The 20824-nt window shown below is 59.5% G+C and carries 14 protein-coding genes; 6 read left to right on the top strand and 8 right to left on the bottom strand.

The window, feature by feature from the left end:
• Entirely contained in the window at positions 1-2856 is a 2856-nt protein-coding gene (locus AC6I8C_RS02420; RefSeq protein ID WP_497821505.1) for a valine--tRNA ligase, read from the top strand.
• Positions 2857-2932: 76 nt separating this feature from the next.
• Positions 2933-3445: a GNAT family N-acetyltransferase gene (locus tag AC6I8C_RS02415; RefSeq protein WP_497821504.1), complete on the top strand. Its 513-nt coding sequence runs from the start codon at positions 2933-2935 to the stop codon at positions 3443-3445.
• Positions 3446-3471: 26 nt separating this feature from the next.
• Here the strand turns inward: AC6I8C_RS02415 and miaE are convergent, their stop codons facing one another.
• Together miaE and rraB are read right to left on the bottom strand one after the other, a co-directional pair.
• The gene (miaE, locus tag AC6I8C_RS02410) at positions 3472-4233 is read right to left on the bottom strand and encodes a tRNA isopentenyl-2-thiomethyl-A-37 hydroxylase MiaE (RefSeq protein WP_497821503.1); all 762 of its coding nucleotides are present in this window, start codon (positions 4231-4233) and stop codon (positions 3472-3474) included.
• Between the two features lie 54 nt (positions 4234-4287).
• Positions 4288-4710, bottom strand: a complete 423-nt coding sequence (rraB, locus tag AC6I8C_RS02405; RefSeq protein WP_013359940.1) for a ribonuclease E inhibitor RraB — start codon at positions 4708-4710, stop codon at positions 4288-4290.
• 160 nt (positions 4711-4870) lie between these two features.
• Here rraB and argF point away from each other — a divergent pair, with 160 nt between their 5' ends.
• The 4 genes from argF to ridA all read left to right on the top strand — a co-directional run bounded on the left by argF (position 4871) and on the right by ridA (position 8066).
• Positions 4871-5878 (top strand): ornithine carbamoyltransferase, encoded by a 1008-nt coding sequence (gene argF / locus AC6I8C_RS02400; protein WP_497821502.1) that lies wholly within the window; start codon positions 4871-4873, stop codon positions 5876-5878.
• A gap of 317 nt (positions 5879-6195) precedes the next feature.
• The gene (gene pyrB / locus AC6I8C_RS02395; protein ID WP_061061474.1) at positions 6196-7131 is read left to right on the top strand and encodes an aspartate carbamoyltransferase; all 936 of its coding nucleotides are present in this window, start codon (positions 6196-6198) and stop codon (positions 7129-7131) included.
• Between the two features lie 11 nt (positions 7132-7142).
• Positions 7143-7607: an aspartate carbamoyltransferase regulatory subunit gene (gene pyrI / locus AC6I8C_RS02390; RefSeq protein ID WP_497821501.1), complete on the top strand. Its 465-nt coding sequence runs from the start codon at positions 7143-7145 to the stop codon at positions 7605-7607.
• A gap of 72 nt (positions 7608-7679) precedes the next feature.
• Positions 7680-8066 carry a 2-iminobutanoate/2-iminopropanoate deaminase gene (ridA, locus tag AC6I8C_RS02385; RefSeq protein ID WP_497821500.1) on the top strand — a complete coding sequence of 129 codons (387 nt, stop codon included), beginning with the start codon at positions 7680-7682 and terminating at the stop codon, positions 8064-8066.
• Positions 8067-8115: 49 nt separating this feature from the next.
• On the opposite strand, the gene lplT is transcribed toward ridA, so the two are convergent.
• The 6 genes from lplT to AC6I8C_RS02355 all read right to left on the bottom strand — a co-directional run bounded on the left by lplT (position 8116) and on the right by AC6I8C_RS02355 (position 20475).
• The gene (gene lplT, locus AC6I8C_RS02380) at positions 8116-9306 is read right to left on the bottom strand and encodes a lysophospholipid transporter LplT (protein ID WP_497821499.1); all 1191 of its coding nucleotides are present in this window, start codon (positions 9304-9306) and stop codon (positions 8116-8118) included.
• Complete coding sequence (aas, locus tag AC6I8C_RS02375) at positions 9303-11453, bottom strand: bifunctional acyl-ACP--phospholipid O-acyltransferase/long-chain-fatty-acid--ACP ligase (RefSeq protein WP_497821498.1); 2151 nt, start codon at positions 11451-11453, stop codon at positions 9303-9305. The genes lplT and aas overlap by 4 nt, the downstream gene beginning before the upstream one ends.
• Positions 11454-11543: 90 nt before the next feature.
• Entirely contained in the window at positions 11544-12929 is a 1386-nt protein-coding gene (locus AC6I8C_RS02370; protein ID WP_497821497.1) for an efflux transporter outer membrane subunit, read from the bottom strand.
• Positions 12930-12932: 3 nt separating this feature from the next.
• The gene (locus tag AC6I8C_RS02365) at positions 12933-16034 is read right to left on the bottom strand and encodes an efflux RND transporter permease subunit (protein WP_497821496.1); all 3102 of its coding nucleotides are present in this window, start codon (positions 16032-16034) and stop codon (positions 12933-12935) included.
• A complete protein-coding gene (locus AC6I8C_RS02360) occupies positions 16031-19270 on the bottom strand; it encodes an efflux RND transporter permease subunit (RefSeq protein WP_497821495.1) in 3240 nt (1079 codons plus the stop codon). The genes AC6I8C_RS02365 and AC6I8C_RS02360 overlap by 4 nt, the downstream gene beginning before the upstream one ends.
• Complete coding sequence (locus tag AC6I8C_RS02355) at positions 19267-20475, bottom strand: efflux RND transporter periplasmic adaptor subunit (protein ID WP_497821494.1); 1209 nt, start codon at positions 20473-20475, stop codon at positions 19267-19269. The genes AC6I8C_RS02360 and AC6I8C_RS02355 overlap by 4 nt, the downstream gene beginning before the upstream one ends.
• Between the last annotated feature and the right edge of the window lie 349 nt (positions 20476-20824).

Raw genomic sequence — 20824 nt, 5'->3', positions numbered from 1 at the left:
ATGGAAAAGACATATAACCCGCAAGATATCGAGCAGCCGCTTTACGAGCATTGGGAAAAGCAGGGCTACTTCAAACCGAATGGCGATACCAGCCAGGAAAGCTTTTGCATCATGATCCCGCCGCCGAACGTCACCGGTAGCTTGCACATGGGTCACGCCTTCCAGCAAACCATCATGGACACCATGATCCGTTACCAGCGCATGCAGGGGAAAAATACCCTGTGGCAGGCGGGTACTGACCACGCGGGCATCGCTACGCAGATGGTGGTTGAGCGCAAAATTGCGGCTGAAGAGGGCAAAACGCGTCAGGACTATGGCCGCGATGCGTTCATCGAGAAAATCTGGCAGTGGAAAGCGGAGTCCGGCGGCACTATTACCCGTCAGATGCGCCGCCTGGGTAACTCCGTCGACTGGGAGCGCGAGCGCTTCACCATGGACGACGGCCTTTCCAACGCCGTGAAAGAGGTGTTTGTTCGCCTCTACAAAGAGAACCTGATCTACCGTGGCAAACGCCTGGTGAACTGGGATCCTAAGCTGCGCACCGCGATCTCCGATCTGGAAGTGGAAAACCGCGAGAGCAAAGGCTCGATGTGGCATATCCGCTATCCGCTGGCTGATGGCGCAAAAACCGCCGACGGTAAAGATTACCTGGTCGTTGCCACCACCCGTCCGGAAACCCTGCTGGGCGATACCGGCGTGGCCGTTAACCCGGAAGATCCACGTTACAAAGATCTGATTGGCAAATTCGTGATGCTGCCGCTGGTTGGTCGTCTGATTCCTATTGTGGGCGACGAACACGCCGACATGGAAAAAGGCACCGGCTGCGTCAAGATCACCCCGGCGCATGACTTCAACGACTACGAAGTCGGTCGTCGTCACAAGCTGCCAATGATCAACATCCTCACCTTCGACGGTGATATCCGCGACCGCGCTCAAGTGTATGACACCAACGGCGAAGCCAGCGATGCCTGTTCCGATGAGATCCCGGCCGCTTTCCAGAACATGGAGCGCTTTGCCGCGCGTAAAGCGATTGTTGCCGCTGTCGATGAGCTGGGCCTGCTTGAAGAGATCAAGCCGCACGATCTGACCGTCCCTTACGGCGATCGTGGTGGCGTGGTGATCGAGCCGATGCTGACTGACCAGTGGTATGTACGCACCGCGCCGCTGGCAAAAGTCGCCGTTGAAGCCGTTGAGAATGGCGACATCCAGTTCGTGCCGAAGCAGTATGAAAACATGTACTTCTCCTGGATGCGTGATATTCAGGACTGGTGTATTTCCCGTCAGCTCTGGTGGGGTCACCGCATCCCGGCGTGGTATGACAACAACGGTAACGTCTACGTTGGCCGTACCGAAGATGAAGTCCGCGCCGAGAACAACCTGGCCGCCGATGTGGCGCTGCGTCAGGATGATGACGTGCTGGATACCTGGTTCTCCTCCGGTCTGTGGACCTTCTCCACCCTGGGCTGGCCGGAAAACACCGAAGCGCTGCGCACCTTCCATCCAACCAGCGTGCTGGTCAGCGGCTTCGACATCATCTTCTTCTGGATTGCCCGCATGATCATGCTGACCATGCACTTCATCAAAGATGAAAATGGCAAACCGCAGGTGCCGTTCAAAACCGTCTACATGACCGGTCTGATCCGCGATGAAGAAGGTCAGAAGATGTCAAAATCCAAGGGCAATGTGATTGACCCGCTGGATATGGTCGACGGCATTTCGCTGGAAGCGCTGCTGGAGAAACGCACCGGCAACATGATGCAGCCACAGCTCGCGGAGAAGATCCGCAAACGTACCGAGAAGCAATTCCCGGACGGCATCGAGCCATCAGGCACCGATGCGCTGCGCTTTACGCTGGCGGCACTGGCCTCCACCGGTCGCGACATCAACTGGGATATGAAGCGCCTGGAAGGGTATCGCAACTTCTGTAACAAGCTGTGGAACGCCAGCCGCTTTGTGCTGATGAACACCGAAGAGCAGGATTGCGGACAGAACGGCGGCGACATGATGCTGTCGCTGGCGGATCGCTGGATTTTGACCGAGTTCAACCATACGGTGAAAGCCTACCGTGAAGCCCTGGACAGCTACCGTTTCGATATCGCGGCGAACATTCTGTATGACTTCACCTGGAACCAGTTCTGTGACTGGTATCTGGAGCTGACCAAGCCGGTGATGAACAGTGGCAGCGAAGCGGAGCTGCGCGGCACCCGTCATACGCTGGTTCACGTGCTGGAAGCGCTGCTGCGTCTGGCGCACCCGATTATTCCGTTTATCACTGAAACCATCTGGCAGCGCGTGAAGGGGCTGAAAAATATCAGCGACGACACCATTATGCTGCAGCCTTTCCCGCAGTACGATGCGGCGAAAGAAGATGCGGAAGCGAAAGCCGATATCGAGTGGATGAAGCAGGCGATCGTTGCCGTGCGTAATATCCGTGCCGAGATGAACATCGCGCCGAGTAAGCCGCTGGATGTGTTGCTGCGTGACTGCTCACCGGCTGCCCAGCGCCGCGTTGAAGAGAACCGTAACTTCCTGTCGCGCCTGGCGCGTCTGGAAAGCCTGACCATTCTGCCTGCAGGCGAGAAAGGCCCGGTGTCGGTGACCAAACTGGTTGAAGGCGCAGAGCTGCTGATCCCGATGGCGGATCTGGTGGATAAGACCGCCGAGCTGGAGCGTCTGGCGAAAGAGCTGGTTAAGCTGGATGTGGAAATCGAGAAGATTGAGACCAAGCTGGCGAACGAAGGCTTTGTGTCACGTGCGCCGGAAGCCGTCGTTGCAAAAGAGCGCGAACGTGTGGCAGACCTGCAACAATCAAAAGCAAAACTGATTGAACAGCAGGCGGTCATTGCGGCATTGTAAGCGTCTTAGCTGACAGCTTATTCATAAAGCCGGGCTTGCCCGGCTTTTTTATTGACCTCGTACAAATCCGGAAGAGATGATGACGACCAGTACCATCCCGCGTTTTGACCTCCAGGTGCGGCCAATTACGGCCGCCGATAATCCGCATATTGCCCAGGTGATCCGTGATGTTTCTGCGGAGTTCGGCCTGACGGCTGACAAAGGCTATACCGTTTCCGATCCCCAGCTCGACCAGCTGTTTGAGCTCTACAGTGCCGGGCAGAGCGCCTACTGGATTGTGGAGTATCAGGGCAAGGTCGTGGGTGGCGGAGGCGTGGCGCCTCTCGCCTGCAGCGCGCCCGATATCTGCGAACTGCAAAAGATGTACTTTCTGCCTGCGGTGCGAGGTCAGGGTCTGGCGCGAGAACTGGCGCTGCGGGCGTTAGAATATGCGCGCAGCCACGGCTTCCGTCGCTGCTATCTGGAAACCACCGCCAGCCTGACGCGGGCGATTAAACTTTATGAGTCGCTGGGCTTTGAGCATATCGACAGCGCGATGGGCTGCACAGGCCATGTCGACTGCGAAGTGCGGATGCTGAAACTACTGTGACAGACGGGGCTGCCCGTGCAGCCGGATCAGAAGGCGGGAACGCCGCTGTGAAAGCGTAGTTCGTTGTCCGGTTCGCTGATTAACCGCCCTTCTGTTATCCCTATCGCCTGCACCCGCGGCGCGATATCTTTACCGGCGATTTGCGTCGCCAGGGTTAAATAGTCCTGATAGTGCCGCGCCTCGGAGCGCAGCAGCGAAATATAGAACTTCGCCAGTTCATCATCAATATACGGTGCCAGACTGGCGAAACGCTCGCAGGATCGCGCCTCAATGTAAGCGCCACAAATCAGCTTATCCACCAGCGTTTCCGGCTCATGGGTGGTCACTTCGCGCAGCAGCGATTTGGCATAGCGGCTGGAAGTAATCTTCTGATAGACCAGCCCGCGCGACTGCATAATTTCCCACACCTGATAGAAGTGATGCAGCTCCTCTTTAATCAGCAGCACCATCTTCTCCACCAGCTCATCCGCCCACGGCAGCGCATTGCGCACGATGATGCGTTTCGTCAGATTTTTATGGGCGTTGATAAAGTCGCTGTCGCCATCTTCGCGGAAGATAAAATCTTCATAGGGCTTGAGCCACGCCAGAATGGCATCGCCGCTGGGTTTGTCAGCGACATATTTGCGGATCAGCCACACCGCTGTCTGGGCGGCTTTCAGCTCGCACACCAGATGGTCGGTTAACAGCAGGGTCAGGTTTTCCGGCTTCCGCGCCTCATCAATCCAGGCCTGTGGCGTACGGCAGTGCAGAAACTGATAAATCGGTTCGAGTAAGGGTGCGTAATTCATGATGTCAAAAGGGGTGGCAGAAGTGACAGGCGGAGAACTCTCCGCCCCGGCTACTTAGTGGCGAATACCATCATCATCTTCATCTTCGATGGCGTCGTCATCTTCGTCTTCATCTTCGGCATCAGGATCTTCGAAATAGGTGCCCCAGCCGTCGTAGTCGACGTTGTACTTACCAATCAGGTTCACCAGCTGCTCAACCTGCACATCAATCAGTTCAGGCTTCAGTGCAGATTCGCTGATGATGTCGACGCACATCACGGTGGTGCCATCTTCCAGCTCCAGCTCTTCCGGCTCGGTCACTTCATAACCCAGCTTGAATGCATCAACCGCGGCTTTTTCCAGTGAATCAAAATTATTGCATGAGAGATGATGCTCGATGGTATAGAGCGCATCAGGATCGCTGCCATCCTCCAGCAGCTCTTCGATAATCTGCCGCGTCTCTTCCTGCTGCTCTTCCAGTAATGCTTCATATGCCATGACAATGTCCTCTCTGAGTTCGGCAATAATCAATTATTTTCCCACACTGCCTGTCGCGCCACTACACAAAACGAAAAGTTTATTAGCTCCAGACTTGAAAATGAATATTCATACGGTTAAATTGAATTTTAATTCATTTTAATGATTACCGGAGTGTTGTATGAGTCAACTGTATCAGCGCCATTTCCTCAGGCTTCTGGATTTTACCCCCGCCGAAATTGATCACCTGCTTTCCCTGTCCGCTGAGTTGAAACAGGCAAAAAAAAGCGCCAGCGAAGTGCAGTATCTGAAAGGCAAAAACATCGCGCTCATCTTCGAAAAAGACTCGACCCGTACCCGATGCTCTTTCGAAGTTGCCGCTTACGATCAGGGTGCGAATGTCACCTATCTGGGCCCGAGTGGCAGTCAGATCGGCCATAAAGAGTCGATGCGCGACACCGCGCGGGTGCTGGGCCGCATGTACGATGGCATTCAGTATCGCGGTTACGGTCAGGAGCTGGTGGAGACGCTGGCAGAACACGCAGGTGTGCCGGTGTGGAACGGTCTGACCACCGAGTTTCACCCAACCCAGTTGCTGGCTGACCTGCTGACCATGCAGGAGCATCTGCCGGGCAAAAAACTCAGCGAGATGACGCTGGTCTATGTGGGTGATGCACGCAACAACATGGGTAACACCATGCTGGAAGCCGCCGCTCAGGTCGGCCTGGATCTGCGTCTGGTGGCACCGAAGAGCTGCTGGCCAGAGGACGAACTGGTGGCGCAGTGCCGCGACGCTGCGCAGCAGACCGGTGGCAAAATTACCCTTACCGAAGATATTACTGATGGCGTAAAAGGCGCTGACTTTATCTACACCGACGTCTGGGTGTCGATGGGCGAAGCCAAAGAAGTCTGGGCCGAGCGTATTGCCCTGCTGCGTGACTATCAGGTTAACCGCGCGATGCTCGATCTGACCGGCAACCCGCAGGTGAAATTCCTGCACTGCCTGCCCGCCTTCCACGACGACCAGACCACACTGGGCCAGCAGATGGCAGAGCAGTACGATCTGCCCAACGGCATGGAAGTAAGCAACGAGGTGTTTGAGTCGCCGCACAGCATTGTGTTCGACCAGGCCGAGAACCGGATGCACACCATCAAAGCGGTGATGGTCGCCACGCTGGGCCAGCGCTGACCGGCGGGGTTCAGACGGGCTGAGGACGCTAAGTCACGTCCGCTGGTGAAGAGCGCGTCACCCGTCTGACCTCCCATGCGCGCTTAGCTGCTACCGAGGCGCAAACGTTTTCCTCTTGCCGCCCTACCGCGAACGGGTATAATGCGGCCCAATTTGCCGGAGGAAATATGCGACAGTACAGCGGACAATTTGACGCTCAATCACGCCTGACCGCAGGCGGCGCTGCTGTTTCTTTCGGTCATCGACCCGATCATAAAAAAGCCCCTTAAGCAGGGGCTTTTTTTTGTCCGCAATCCGGCCGCGCAGAGGAGAGAGCTATGCCTAACCCGCTATATCGCAAGCACATTATTTCAATCAACGACCTCAGTCGTGAAGAGCTGGAACTGGCACTGGACACCGCCGCAAAGTTGAAAGCTCATCCGCAGCCGGAACTGCTGAAGCACAAGGTGATCGCCAGCTGCTTCTTTGAGGCCTCAACCCGTACCCGCCTGTCGTTTGAAACTGCGATCCATCGCCTGGGCGCGTCCGCAGTGGGCTTTGCGGACGGCAGTAATACTTCGCTGGGCAAGAAAGGCGAAACCCTGGCCGACACCATTTCCGTCATCGGCACCTACGTTGATGCGATCGTGATGCGTCATCCGCAGGAGGGCGCGGCGCGGCTGGCGACCGAGTTCTCCGGCGGAATCCCGATTCTCAACGCCGGTGACGGCGCAAACCAGCATCCGACCCAGACGCTGCTCGATCTCTTCACCATTCAGGAGACGCAGAGCCGTCTTAATCAGCTGAATGTGGCGATGGTCGGCGACCTGAAGTATGGCCGCACCGTGCACTCCCTGACGCAGGCGCTGGCGAAATTTGATGGCAACCGTTTCTTTTTCATCGCACCCGATGCGCTGGCGATGCCGGCCTATATCACCGACATGCTGGATGAGAAGAACATCGCCTGGTCACGGCACGACAGTTTTGAAGAGGTGATGCCGCAGCTCGATATCCTCTATATGACCCGGGTGCAGAAAGAGCGGCTCGACCCGTCCGAATATGCCAACGTCAAAGCACAGTTCATTCTGCGCGCTGCCGACCTCAGCACAGCGCGCGACAACATGAAGGTGCTGCACCCGCTGCCGCGCATCGACGAGATCACCACCGATGTCGATAAAACCCCGTATGCCTGGTATTTCCAGCAGGCGGGTAACGGCATCTATGCGCGCCAGGCTCTGCTGGCACTGGTTTTAAACAGCGAACTCGCCCTGTAAGGAGAACCCCCATGACGCAGGACAACAAATTGCAGGTCGAAGCGATCAAGCGCGGCACAGTCATCGACCATATTCCGGCGCAGATCGGCTTTAAACTGCTCTCCCTGTTCCGGCTGACCGAAACCGATCAGCGCATTACCATCGGTCTGAATCTGCCGTCAGGCGAGATGGGCCGCAAAGATCTGATCAAAATTGAGAACACCTTTCTCACCGACGATCAGGTAAATCAGCTGGCGGTCTATGCGCCGCACGCCACGGTTAACCGCATCGACGACTACGAAGTGGTGGCGAAGATCGCCCCGACGCTGCCGGATCGCATCGAGCGGGTGCTGACCTGTCCCAATAGCAACTGCATCAGCCGCAGCGAGCCGGTCTTCTCCAGCTTTGCCGTGAAGCAGCGCGCCGACGATGTGCATCTCAAATGCAAATATTGCGAGAAAGAGTTCGCCCGTCATGTGGTGCTGGGTCACTGGTAATCGCCCTGCCCGACCTTATAATGGGCAACACCGGCGGCACCGCCGCCTGACGACATAATCAAAGGAGCCATGATGTCTCGTGAAATCAGTACGGAAAAAGCCCCTGCCGCGATCGGTCCCTATGTTCAGGGTGTCGATCTGGGCAGCATGATCATCACCTCAGGTCAGATCCCGGTCGATCCGGTGACCGGCCAGGTGGCGGATGACATTGCCGCACAGGCGCGTCAGTCACTGGAAAATGTGAAGGCGATTGTTGAAGCCGCGGGTCTGAAGGTGGGTGACATCGTGAAGACCACGGTGTTTGTGAAGGACCTGAATGATTTCGCTACGGTCAACGCGACCTATGAAGCGTTTTTCACCGAGCATGAGGCTAACTTCCCGGCGCGTTCCTGTGTTGAAGTGGCGCGTCTGCCAAAAGATGTGAAGATCGAAATCGAAGCGATTGCCGTCCGTCGCTAAGCCTCACGCCGCCTCTTCCCGCGTAAGCCGGAGAAAGGCGGCGAATTTGTTACCGCTTAGCCGGTCGCCATAGCCACAGCACCGTAATCGCCAGCGCAAACAGCACGCCAAAACCGACGCCCGTCGCCACCGCAGGTGCGCCCGCCTTAATCGCCAGCGTATAGAGCCCCAGCATGATCAGCATGGCGCTGTTCTCGCCCAGGTTCTGAACCGCAATCGCATTGCCTGACCCGACGCTCTCTTTGCCCCGCGCCTGCAGCAGCGCATTCAGCGGCACCACAAAGAAACCGCCCAGCGCACCAATCAGCATCAGCACTAAATAGGCATTCATGAGAGAATGCTGCAGCGCGAAGACCACCACCATCACGCCAATCAGCACACCGGCTGGCATACAGCGACGCACGGTCTCCAGCGTGACCAGCTTCGCCGCCGCCGCCGCGCCAATCACGATGCCGATCGCGACCATGGCATTCAGCGTGGTTGGCGTGGTGTTGTCACTGATGCCCAGCGCGACCGGCACCCAGAGCACCAGCAGGAAACGCAGCGTCACGCCTGCGCCCCAGAACAGACTGGTGCCGAGCAGCGAGAAGCGCGTCTCTGCGTCACGCCACAGCAGCGCAGTGGCACTGAAGAAACTGCGCGTCATCATGCCAAACTGCCAGCTCTGACCCGGCCGTGCCGCCTGCAGCTTCGGGATAAACAGGTTCGCGACCACGGCGATGCCGTAGGTCAGCGCACAGATCCCAAGTGCCGCCAGAATATGCCAGTCAGCCAGCATACCGCCTGCCACCGAGCCAAGCAGAATGGCGGCGATGGTCGACGCCTCCATCAGCCCGTTGGCTTTCACCAGCTTCTCGCCGTGGGTGATCTCACCGAGGATGCCATATTTGGCCGGCGAGTAGGCCGCTGCGCCCGCACCCACCAGGGTATAGCCGATGAAGGGATTAAAGCCGAAGCAGATCACCAGCGCGCCCAGCAGCTTCAGGCTGTTGGCGAGCATCATCACCCGCCCTTTCGCCATGCTGTCCGCCACCTGCCCGACAAACGGTGCCAGCAGAATGTAGGCTGCAACAAACAGCATCTGTAATACCGGCTGGCTCCACTCGGGATAGAACTGACTTTTCAGCACCGCCAGCGTGGCAAACAGCAGCGCGTTATCGCCGAAGGCTGAAAAGAACTGGGCGATAATCACGGCAATCATGCCGCGCGACATCAGCGGCGCATTACGATCAAGGCTCATGCCTGCTCCTCTTCCGCCATTTTTTTCAGCGTGACGTAGTCGGGTTTACCGCTGCCCAGCTGCGGCAGCTGCTTCATGACACGGATATCACGTGGCAGTGCCAGCTCTGGCGCACCCAGCTCACGAGCCGCCTTCTGCAGCCTGTCGCGGGCCAGCTCAGCGTCGGTGGTGAACAGCACCAGTGCCTCACCGCGCTGACCATCCGGGCGCAGTGAAGCGGCGTGCTGTTTGTCCGGCGACGCTTTGAGGGCGATCTGCTCGACGATCTCCAGCGACACCATCTCACCGGCAATCTTCGCAAAGCGTTTGGCTCGGCCCTGAATCTGGCAGAAGCCGCCTTCATCGAAGCTGACGATATCGCCGGTGTCATACCAGCCCGCTTCCATATTGCCTTCACCATCGTCGGCGGCCGGTGCTTCCAGCACGCCAGGATTTTCGACCCGCAGATAGCCCTTCATCACGTTCGGCCCTCGCAGCTGCAGACGTCCGCCGTGCTCGATGCCCGGCACCGACATCAGTCGTGAATCCATGCCCGGCAGAATGCGCCCCACGGTGTGCGTCTTCGCCGCCATCGGCACGTTAATCGCCACGACCGGCGCGCACTCGGTTACGCCGTAGCCTTCGAGAATGCGAATGCCATACTTCTCGATGTAGAGCTGACGGGTGTTCTCCTGCAACTTCTCCGCACCCGCGACCACATAGCGGAGACGGGCAAAATCATAGGGCGCGGCAAAGCGTGCATAGTTACCCAGGAAGGTTGAGGTGCCAAACAGCACGGTGCAGTTACGGTCATAAACCAGTTCCGGCACGATGCGATAGTGCAGCGGGCTGGGATAGAGGAAGACCTGTGCGCCGGTCATCAACGGCGTAAACAGCCCGACGGTCAGACCAAACGCATGGAACAGCGGCAGCGCCGACATAAAACGGTCGCGCGGCGTGAAGTCGGCGATGGTGCGGATCTGCTCGACGTTTGCCAGCAGGCTTTTATGTGAGTGTACGACGCCTTTGGGATTGCCTTCCGAGCCGGAGGTAAACAGCACCATCGCGGCGTCTTCCGGCTGCTGAGGCAGCTGGGCACGATGCGGCATCAGCAGATGCGCAAGGATCCACAGCTTGTCCTTGCCGGTGACGGTATCTTTGAGATCTTCCAGATAGATCCACTGCACATCGTCCAGCCCCTGCGGCAGATGCCACAGGTTGCCTTTGTCCAGGAACTGCCGCGACGTGAAGACGGTTTTGATCTGCGCGGCAGTCAGTGCAGCCCGCATGCCGTTAACGCCTGCGCTGTAGTTGAGCATGGCCGGAACACGCCCGCGCAGCGTAGCGCCGAAAATCGCCGCCGCCGTGACGGTGGCATTGGGCAGCAGCAGCCCTACCACTTCACGCGGCTGGCTGTAGCGCTCCAGAATACGGCCCACGCCCAGCGACTTCTTCAGCAGTCCGGTGTAGCTGTCCGGTTTGAAATTGACATCTTCGATACAGCGCTTAAACGCGCCATAACGGGTGCGCGCCGCCAGAAACGCCTCAAACAGGGTTTCACGCGGACGCACCGCCATGCGCGCTTCCATCATCACGTGATGCAGATGCTCCCCGGCCAGCACGCGCCGGTCGCGCGCCCGCTTCGCCTCCGGCATCGGAATGCGGGTCGCGGGCAGAATGGTCAGGGTAATGCGCGGGAACAGGCGACGTTTAAATACGCCGGCCAGACGACCAAACGGCGTGTATTCAGCGCCTTCGATGCGCATCGGCACCACATTCGCGCCTGAACGCGCGGCGACAAAGCCGGCCCCGCTGTAGATCTTCATCAGCGATCCGGTCACGGTTATCCGGCCTTCCGGGAAGATCACCACCGGACGGCCCGTATCAATCAGCCGTACCAGCTGCTTCAGCGCCATAGGCCGGGTCGGATCCAGCGGCACAAAGTCGATAAAGGGTTTAATCAGACGCATAAACCAGCTTTCGCTGATGGTCGAGTAGACGGCAAACACCGGTTTAATCGGTAAAAAGAGCGCCAGCAACATGCCGTCAAGAAACGACATATGGTTCGGCGTGATCAAGACCTTCTGCTTATGCAGTTCGGCGACGTCGCCACGCAGTTCGACCCGCCATAACAGGCGAAATATCAGGCGTAAAATTTTGAAAGCCATGCCGGTTCCTTAGCATCGTGAAAATTAGCCCCTCACGATGCAGGATTTGACGCGGTTCGACAACCGAATTATCGGCAGTCTGACGCGGCTTCAGGGGGCCTGCCAGCCACCGCCGAGCGCGGCAATCAGCGCCACGCTGCTGACCCACTGCGTGCTCTGCAGCGTCAGCAAACTCTGCTGCGCACTCAGGCTGCTGTTCTCCGTGGTCGCTACATCCAGGTAGTTAATCATGCCCGCCTCATACTGCAGACGCGTCACCCGCGCCGAGGTCTGTGCAGCATCGGTGGCGCGCTGCTGTGCGGCGATTTCGCCCTGCAGCGTGTTCAGCTCCACCAGCTTATCTTCCACTTCCTGCATCGCGGACAGCACCGTCTGACGATAGGTTGCGACGCTGGCATCCCAGCCAGCCCGCGCCTGATCGACTTTGGCAGAGGTCGCGCCCGCGTCAAGCAGCGTGCCGCTCAGCTCCGGTCCCAGTGACCAGACGCGGTTCGGCAGCGAAAACAGCGAATGCAGTACTGAAGCGCTGACGCCACCGCTGGCGCTCAGGGTCAGGTCGGGATAGTAACCGGCCACCGCCACACCCACGGCGGCATTGGCGGCGGCCATGTTGCGTTCGGCATACGCGATGTCGGGACGGCGCTGCAACAGCTCGCCCGGCAGGGCCGCCGGAATCGCGGGCAGCGTGGCGGTCAGCGGCGCGGCAGCCAGGCTGAAGTCGGCGGTGGCTTTGCCGACCAGCAGCGCAATGGCGTGCTCCATCTGCGCGCGCTGCCACTGGTAATCCTGCGCCGAGGCGCTGGCGTTCTCAAGTTGAAGCTGCGCCTGAGCCAGAGTCGCCCGCGACGCGGTCCCCGCCTGATACTGGCTGGTAATGACGTTCAGGTAGCGCTGATAGGCGTCAACGCTCTGCTGATAGCGCGCGATTTTCTGATCCATGATGCGCAGCTGAAAATAGTCCTGTGCCAGCTCAGACTGGGCGCTCAGGGTGATATTGGCCAGTTCCGCCGCACTGGCCGAGGCGCTGGCGCGGTTCTCCTCCAGCGTGCGTCGCAGTTTGCCCCACAGATCCAGCTCCCAGCTGGCACTAAGCTCCGCCTGATGGCTGCTGCTGGTAGTGCGAACGCTGCTGTTGGTTGCATGGCTGCCGCTGCGCGTCACGCTGCCGTCATAGCCCAGCGAAGGAAATAGCGCCGCGCGAGACTCCGCCGCCAGCGCCTGCGCCTGCCGGTACTGCGCGGCATAGGTCGCCACATTCTGATTCGACACGCTGACCTGGCTCAGCAGCCCGCCTAGCGTGGCGTCATGATAAACCGACCACCATTCGCCTTTGCTTTGCGCATCCAGCGGCGTCGCCTGCTGCCAGCCCCGGGCCTCTTTATAGTGAACCGGCATTGCCACCGCCGGGCGCTGATAGTCGGGACCGACGCTACAGCCAGCCAGCAGCAGCACAATAAACGGGATAAATGGTTTCATGGATCAGGATTCCGCATGGCGCAGACGACGCCATTGACGTTGAGTGGCACGACCCAGACGGTCAAGCCACAGATAAACAACCGGTGTGGTAAACAGCGTCAGCAGCTGGCTGAGCGCCAGTCCACCCGCGATAGCGATCCCCAATGGGCTGCGCAGGTCGGCATCCCCGCCACTGCCCAGCGCCAGCGGCAACGCGCCGAAAAAGGCGGCCAGCGTGGTCATCATGATCGGCCGGAAGCGCATCAGACACGCCTGGGTGATCGCCTGCTGCGGCGACATGCCCTGCCGCCGTTCCGCGTCGATGGCAAAATCGATCATCATGATGGCGTTCTTTTTCACGATGCCAATCAGCAGGATAATGCCAATCAGCGCGATCACCGTGAGCTGCGTGTTGGTCAGCAGCAGCAGTAACAGCGCGCCGACGCCCGCAGACGGCAGCGTCGAAAGAATGGTCAGCGGATGGATGTAGCTCTCGTAGAGCACGCCGAGCACGATATAGACCGCTGCCAGCGCCGCCAGAATCAGCCACGGCATGGTGGCGGTCAGCTGGGAAAAGGCGGCGGCGGTACCGGCAAAACCGGCATGAATGGTCGACGGCAGACCCAGCTTCGCCATCGCCTGTTTAATCAGACCCTGCGCCTGCTCCAGCGAGACGCCCTCATTGAGGTTGAATGCTACGGTACTGGTGGCGGACTGGCCCTGATGCGCCACCGACAGCGGCGCATTGCCGCCGCTGAAGCGGGCAAAGGCGGAGAGCGGCACGCGGTCACCGCTGTCGTTAATCACATAGAGCTGCTGCAGCGTCTCCGGATTGGCGGTGTCGCTATCCTGCAGCGACATCACCACATGATACTGATTCAGGGTGTGATAGAGCGTGGCGATCTGCCGCTGGCTGAACGCATTGTTCAGCAGCGTATCGAGCATTTTCACGTTGACGCCCAGCCGGGTAGCACGGTCACGATCAATGGTCAGCTCCACTTCCTGCCCGCCGGTCTGCGAGTCGGAGTCTACGCTGTTGAGCTGAGGGATCGCCGTCAGCGCCGCCTGCACTTTCGGCGTCCAGACCCGCAGCAGATCAAGATCGTCCGCCTGTAGGCTGTACTGATACGTGGCGTTAGCACTGCGTCCGCCAATGTGCAGATCCTGTGCCGCCATCAGGAACATCTGCGCCCCGGCGATGTGGCTGGTTTTACGCGTCAGCCGGTTGGCCACTTCGGTGGCCGTGGCATCGCGCTGGTCAAAGTCCTTAAGCCGCACAAAGAAGTTGGCGCTGTTACGGGAGCCAAACATCCCGCTGCCCATCGACGACATCACGCTCTCGACCGCCGGATCTTCCTGAATGATCTTCGTGAACATCAGCATTTTCGGCTTCATCGCCTGAAATGAAATGTTCTGATCGGCTCGCAGCGCGCCCATCAGTAGCCCGGTGTCCTGATTCGGGAAAAAGCCCTTCTGCACTACGGTAAACAGAAAAACATTCAGCAGTACGGTCAGCAGCAGACTGAGCAGCGTCAGTTTCTGATGGCGCATCACCCATGCCAGCCCGCGTCCGTAGGCGGCTAGCAGGCGGTTCAGCTGATTTTCAATAAACTGATAAAGCGGATGCGGCCGCTGGCTGACGGGCGGCTTTGGTTTGAGCAGGCGTGCGCAGAGCATCGGCGTCAGGCTGAGCGAGACAAACAGCGAGATCAGCAGCGATACGGTGAGCGTCACGGCAAACTCGCGGAACAGCCGTCCGACAAGGCTGCCCATCAGCAGGATCGGGATGAACACCGCGATCAGCGACACGGTCATCGACAGCACGGTGAAACTCACCTCCTGCGCCCCGCGCAGCGCCGCCCGCAGCGGGCTCAGCCCGCGCTCAATGTGACGGGTGATGTTCTCCAGCACCACAATCGCATCATCCACCACGAAGCCGGTGGAGATAATCAGCGCCATCAGCGACAGGTTATCCAGACTGTATCCCAGCAGGTACATCACCGCGCAGGTGCCGATCAGCGACACCGGCAGCGCCAGTGCCGGAATGATCACCGCCTGCAGATTGCGCAGGAAAATAAACACCACCGCGATGACTAGCAGCACCGCGATCAGCAGCGTCTCTTCGGTGTCATACAGCGAGGCGCGGACGCCGGGCGAGCGGTCAACCACCACCTTCAGCTGGCTGTCCGCGGGCAGGCTCTTTTCCAGCAGCGGCAGCTGCGCTTTTATCGCGTCGATGGTTTCGAGCATATTAGCGCCCGCCTGACGTTTGATGCCGATCATCACCGCAGGCGTGGCATTCAGAAATCCCGCCTGATAGCGATCTTCCACCGAATCATAGACGGTGGCGACGTCGCGCAGCCGCACCGCCTTGCCCTGCTGATACGTGACGATCAGATCGCGATAGCTGGCGGCTTTTTCCAGCTGGCCGTTGCTGTCCACCAGCCAAGACTGGTCACTGCCCTGTAAAATCCCCTTGGGCAGATTGGTGGTGCTGTTGGCGACGGCGGCACGTACCGTCTCCAGCGAGATGCCGTAATGGGTCAGCTTCAGCGGCTGCAGATCAATCCGCACCGCGGGTAAGGCGCTGCCCATCAGCGACACTTCGCCCACGCCCTGCACCTGCCCCATCGCCTGTTCGATCTTGCTCTCCGCCAGATCGTAAAGCTCGCCGGGCGTGCGGGTGGCAGAGGTCAACGCCAGCATCACAATCGGCGCATCCGACGGGTTGGCTTTGCGATAGGTCGGCAGCGAGGCCATCGCGCTCGGCAGCAGGCTGCGCGACGCGTTAATCGCCGCCTGCACGTCGCGTGCCGCGCCGTTGATATCGCGGTCCAGCTCAAACTGCAGGATGATGCTGCTGGAGCCCTGCGAACTGCTGGAGGTCATCTCACTGATACCTGCAATCTGCCCCAGCGAACGTTCCAGCGGGGTGGCGACCGTCGCTGCCATGGTTTCCGGGCTGGCCCCCGCCAGGCTGGCGCTGACCATGATGGTCGGAAAATCGACCTGCGGCAGCGGTGCCACCGGCAGCAGCCGGTAGCCCAGGGCGCCGAGCAGCAGGATCGCCAGCGTCAGCAGCAGCGTCGCCACCGGACGAAAGATAAACAGTCGGGTCAGATTCATTGCCCGCTCCGCGCCTGCTGCTGACGGCGTTTCACCCAGGCGTTGCCGCGCTGCGCCAGCCCGTCAAACCAGAGATAGATGACCGGCGTAGAGAAGAGCGTCAGCACCTGACTGACAATCAGCCCGCCGACAATCACCAGCCCCAGCGGCTGCCGCAGTTCGGCACCCGAGCCGGAGGCGAGCATCAGCGGCAGCGCGCCAAGCAGCGCCGCCATCGTCGTCATCAGGATCGGGCGGAAGCGCAGCAGGCAGGCCTGATGAATTGCCTCACGCGGGCTGAGGTGCTGCTGGTGCTCCGCCTCCAGCGCGAAGTCGATCATCATAATGGCGTTCTTTTTCACGATGCCGATCAGCAGGATGACGCCAATCAGCGCAATCAGGCTGAACTCCGTGCCCGCCAGCAGCAGCGTCAGCAGCGCGCCCACCGCCGCCGACGGCAGCGTAGAAAGAATCGTGACCGGATGGATAAAGCTTTCGTAGAGGATACCGAGCACCACATACATGGTGATCAGCGCCGCCAGAATCAGCCACAGTGTATTGCCGGTGGCGCTCTGGAACGCCGAGGTTTCCCCCTGATAGCGCAGCGTGGTGCTCTCCGGCAGCTGCAGCTGCTGGCGCACCTCTGCAATTGCCCGCTGACCATCCTCCAGCGAGTAGCCTGGATTAAGGTTGAAGGAGATCATCACCGCCGGGAACTGATTCAGCCGCATATGCATCAGCGAGCCGGTGCGCTGATGAATCGTCGCGATAGCGGTAAGTTTCACCATCCCGTTGCTGGCCGTGGTGCTGTCCGAACCTGAGGTGGACGTCGACGTTGATGAAGATGTGGATGAAGAGGTGGACGAAGAGGTGGACGAAGAGGCAGATGACGTCGTGCTGGTGGATGACGACGTTGAACTGCTGCTGGTGGACGGCTGCAGATAAACATCATCAAACGACGCCGGCCCCTGCTGGTAAGCCGGCGCCACTTCCAGCACCACCCGATACTGATTCGACTGGGTAAAAATGGTCGAGACCAGACGCTGACCAAAGGCGTTATAGAGCGCAGTGTCCACGTCCGATGCGGTAATGCCGAAGCGCGCCGCTTTGTCGCGGTTCAGCTCCACGTAAGAGACACGCCCCTGATCCTGCAGGTTACTCACCACGCCATTAAACTCGGGCCGCTGCTGCAAGGCCGCCACCAGTTTCGGCGACGTGCGGACCAGATTTTCACTGTCGGCGTCGTCAAGGGTGAACTGATACTGACTCGGCGACACCTGATCGTTGACGGTGAGATCCTGCGCCGGTTGCAGATAGAGCCGGATACCCGGCACGCTGGCGGTCGCCTGGTTCAGCTGGCTGATGACCTCGCTGGCACTGAGATCGCGGGATCCAAACGGCTTAAGGTTGATCTGCAACCGTCCGCTGTTGAGACTGGTGTTGGTGCCGTCGATACCGATGGTCGATGAGACACTCTCCACCGCCGGGTTTTTCAGGATAAGTTTAGAGAGCGCCTGCTGGCGCGTAGCCATCGCGTTAAACGAGACATCCTGTGAGGCGACGGTAACGCCCTGAATCAGCCCGGTATCCTGCGTCGGGAAGAAGCCTTTCGGCACCATCAGATAGAGCAGCGCCGTCAGCCCGAAGGTCGCCAGCGCCACCAGCAGCGTCAGTTTCTGATGATTCAGCACTACGGTCAGCAGCCGGTCATAGCCGCGCACCAGCCGGTCAAACAGCGCGCCGCCCTTGCGGGAAAAGGTTGACTGCTGCTCGGGCGGAATGTGCCGCAGCAGATACGCGCACAGCATCGGGGTCAGCGTCAGCGACACCCCCATCGACACCAGGATCGCCACCGCCAGCGTAATCGCGAACTCCCGGAACAGCCGCCCGACCACATCGCCCATAAACAGCAGCGGGATCAGCACCGCAATCAGCGAAAAGGTCAGCGAGATGATGGTGAAGCCAATCTGCTGTGAGCCTTTCAGCGCGGCTTCCATGGGTGACTCGCCCTGCTCCAGCCGCCGGGAGATGTTCTCGACCACCACAATAGCGTCATCAATGACAAAACCGGTGGCGATGGTCAGCGCCATCAGCGACAGATTATTCAGGCTGAAGCCCGCCAGATACATCACGCCAAAGGTGCCAACCAGCGACAGCGGCACCGCCACGCTCGGGATCAGCGTGGCGGCCACGTTGCGCAGGAACAGGAAGGTCACCATCACCACCAGCGCAATCGACAGCATCAGCTCAAACTGCACGTCGCTGATTGAGGCGCGAATGGTCTGGGTGCGGTCGGAGAGAATGGTCATCTTCACCCCGTCCGGCAGCGCCGCCTGCAATGCAGGAAGCTGCGCCTTGATGTTGTCCACCACCTGAATCACGTTTGCGCCGGGCTGACGCTGCACGCTGATGACAATCGCGGGCTGGTTATTGGCCCATGCGGACTGGAAGCTGTTCTCCGGCCCCTGTTCAATATGGGCGATATCTTTGAGGCGCAGCGCCGCGCCGTTTTCGTAAGTGAGGATCAGGTTGCCGTACTCTTCGGCGGTGCGCAGCTGGTCGTTGGCGTCGATGGTGACCGAATGATATTTGCCGTCAAAGCCGCCTTTAGAGCCATTGACGTTGCTGTTGCCGATCAGCGTATTTACCGCCTCCAGCGTCAGATGATGCGCCGCCAGCGCCTGCGGGTTCATCTGCACCCGAATTGCGGGCTGATGACCGCCCGCCAGCGTCACCATGCCGACGCCGGAAATCTGCGACAGCTTCAGCGCCACACGGGTATTGACCAGATCCTGCACCTCTGTCAGCGGCAGCGTGTCTGAGCTGGCTGCCAGCGTCACCACCGCGCTGTCCGCCGGATTAACCTTTTTGTAGGTCGGCGGATTAGGCAGATCGTCAGGCAGCAGGTTATTTGCCGCGTTAATGGCCGCCTGTACTTCCTGCTCGGCGACATCCAGCGACAGATCGAGGCTGAACTTCAGGGTAATGATCGACGAGCCGCTGGCGCTGGTGGAGCTCATCTGGCTCAGCCCCGCCATCTGCCCTAGCTGGCGCTCCAGCGGTGAGGTGACCGACGACGCCATCACATCCGGGCTGGCGCCCGGATAGAGCGTGGTGACCTGAATGGTCGGATAGTCGACCTGCGGCAATGCCGAGGTCGACAGAAATTTATAGGCAAAGATGCCCGCGATCAGCACGCCGACCATCAGCAGAATGGTGGCGACCGGACGCAGAATAAACAGGCGAGACGGATTCATTTCGATACAGCACCGGCAGCGGGCGTCTCATCCGCCAGCGTGACTTTGCTGCCGCTGGTCAGACGATCGATCCCTTCCGTTACCAGCCGATCGCCCGGCGAAACGCCACTGAGGATCGCCTGCTGATCGTCGCCGAACGCCGGGCCGGTGGTGACCGCTTTGCGCGTGACGGTGTGATCTTTGTTGATCACAAAGACGAAGCTGCCATCGCTGCTCAACTGCAGCGCCTGCGCCGGGATCACCGTCGCGCCTTTCAGCACCCGGGTCTGCAGCCTGATATTCACAAACTGGTTAGCAAACAGCGCTTCATCCTGGTTGGCAAACATCGCCTTCAGCGCCACGGTGCCGGTGGCGGTGTCAATCTGGTTGCTGATGAACTTCACTTCGCCGCTGGCGAGCGGATGCTGGTTGTCCTGATCGAACAGCGTGGCGGGCAGGCTCTGCCCCTGATGCAGCACGCTGACCAGCGCCGGGATGTCGCTTTGTGGCACGCTAAAGGTGACGGCGGCGGGCTGCATCTGAGTGATGGTCACCAGACCAGTACTGCTCGAGCTCTGTACCATGTTGCCCGGATCGACCTGACGCAGGCCGACGCGCCCGCTGATCGGGGCGGTGATCCGGGCATATTCAATGCTCAGCTTCGCACTGGCAATCTGCGCCTGATCGGCAGCAACAGCACCGCGATACTGCCCGACGGTGGCAATCTGACTGTCCAGATCCTGACGCGCCAGCGCATCCTGCGCCGCCAGTTTGCGGTAACGTGCCAGCGTCAGCTCGGCACTTTTCAGCAGCGCCTGGTTTTCGCTGAGTTCAGCCTGATACTGGTTCAGCGTCGCCTGATAGCTGCGCGGATCGATCTGCGCCAGCAGCTGCCCGGCGCTGACCTTCTGCCCTTCAGTGAAGAAAACCTGCTCCAGCTGACCGTCAACGCGGCTGGTCACCGTCACGCTGGCGTTGGGGATCACCGTGCCGAGCGCGTTCAGCCACACCGGCACATCCGCCGTGCTGGCGACGCCGCTGTGAACCAGCGTTCCACCGCCGCCCATCATGCCTGGCGCACCCGGTCTGCCCGGCGGCATTCCCTCACCCGGCCCGTGCCCCGAAGAGAGCAGACGCCAGATAACGCCCGCGACAATCGCAACAACCAGCAACAGGAGCAGCCATTTAAGCCCAAAGGAACGCGCGGGGCGAGAAAGGTGAGTCATCGTCGAACTCTTCAGATAAGCAGAAAAAGAAATCCCGGAACGTGCGGAATGCGGCAGTGAAAACCGGCTGTGGCGAGCAAAAAAACGCCAGGCGTCACGGCGGCCATTATCGGTGAAAGGCGACGCGCGTTTCTACCGGCAAACTGTCAGGGTTTCGTTAAGAACGATGATGATTTAACGGCGGTTGATACAGCCGAAAAGGCAGGGTCCGGTGCGCAGGCAAAAAAAACCCACGCATCTGCGTGGGTCGGTGTAATAACAGGGTCTCACTGCCGAAGCGGTGTTGTTTTCACACCCATCAATACCTCTGGGACTGCTATCCTCGCACTGATTGACCGCGCGGAGACAG

Source organism: Pantoea sp. X-Soil-YNGN-844 (assembly GCF_059730595.1).
The sequence above is the reverse complement of the archived record's forward strand: the minus strand, read 5'-3'. Positions and strand labels throughout refer to the sequence as shown.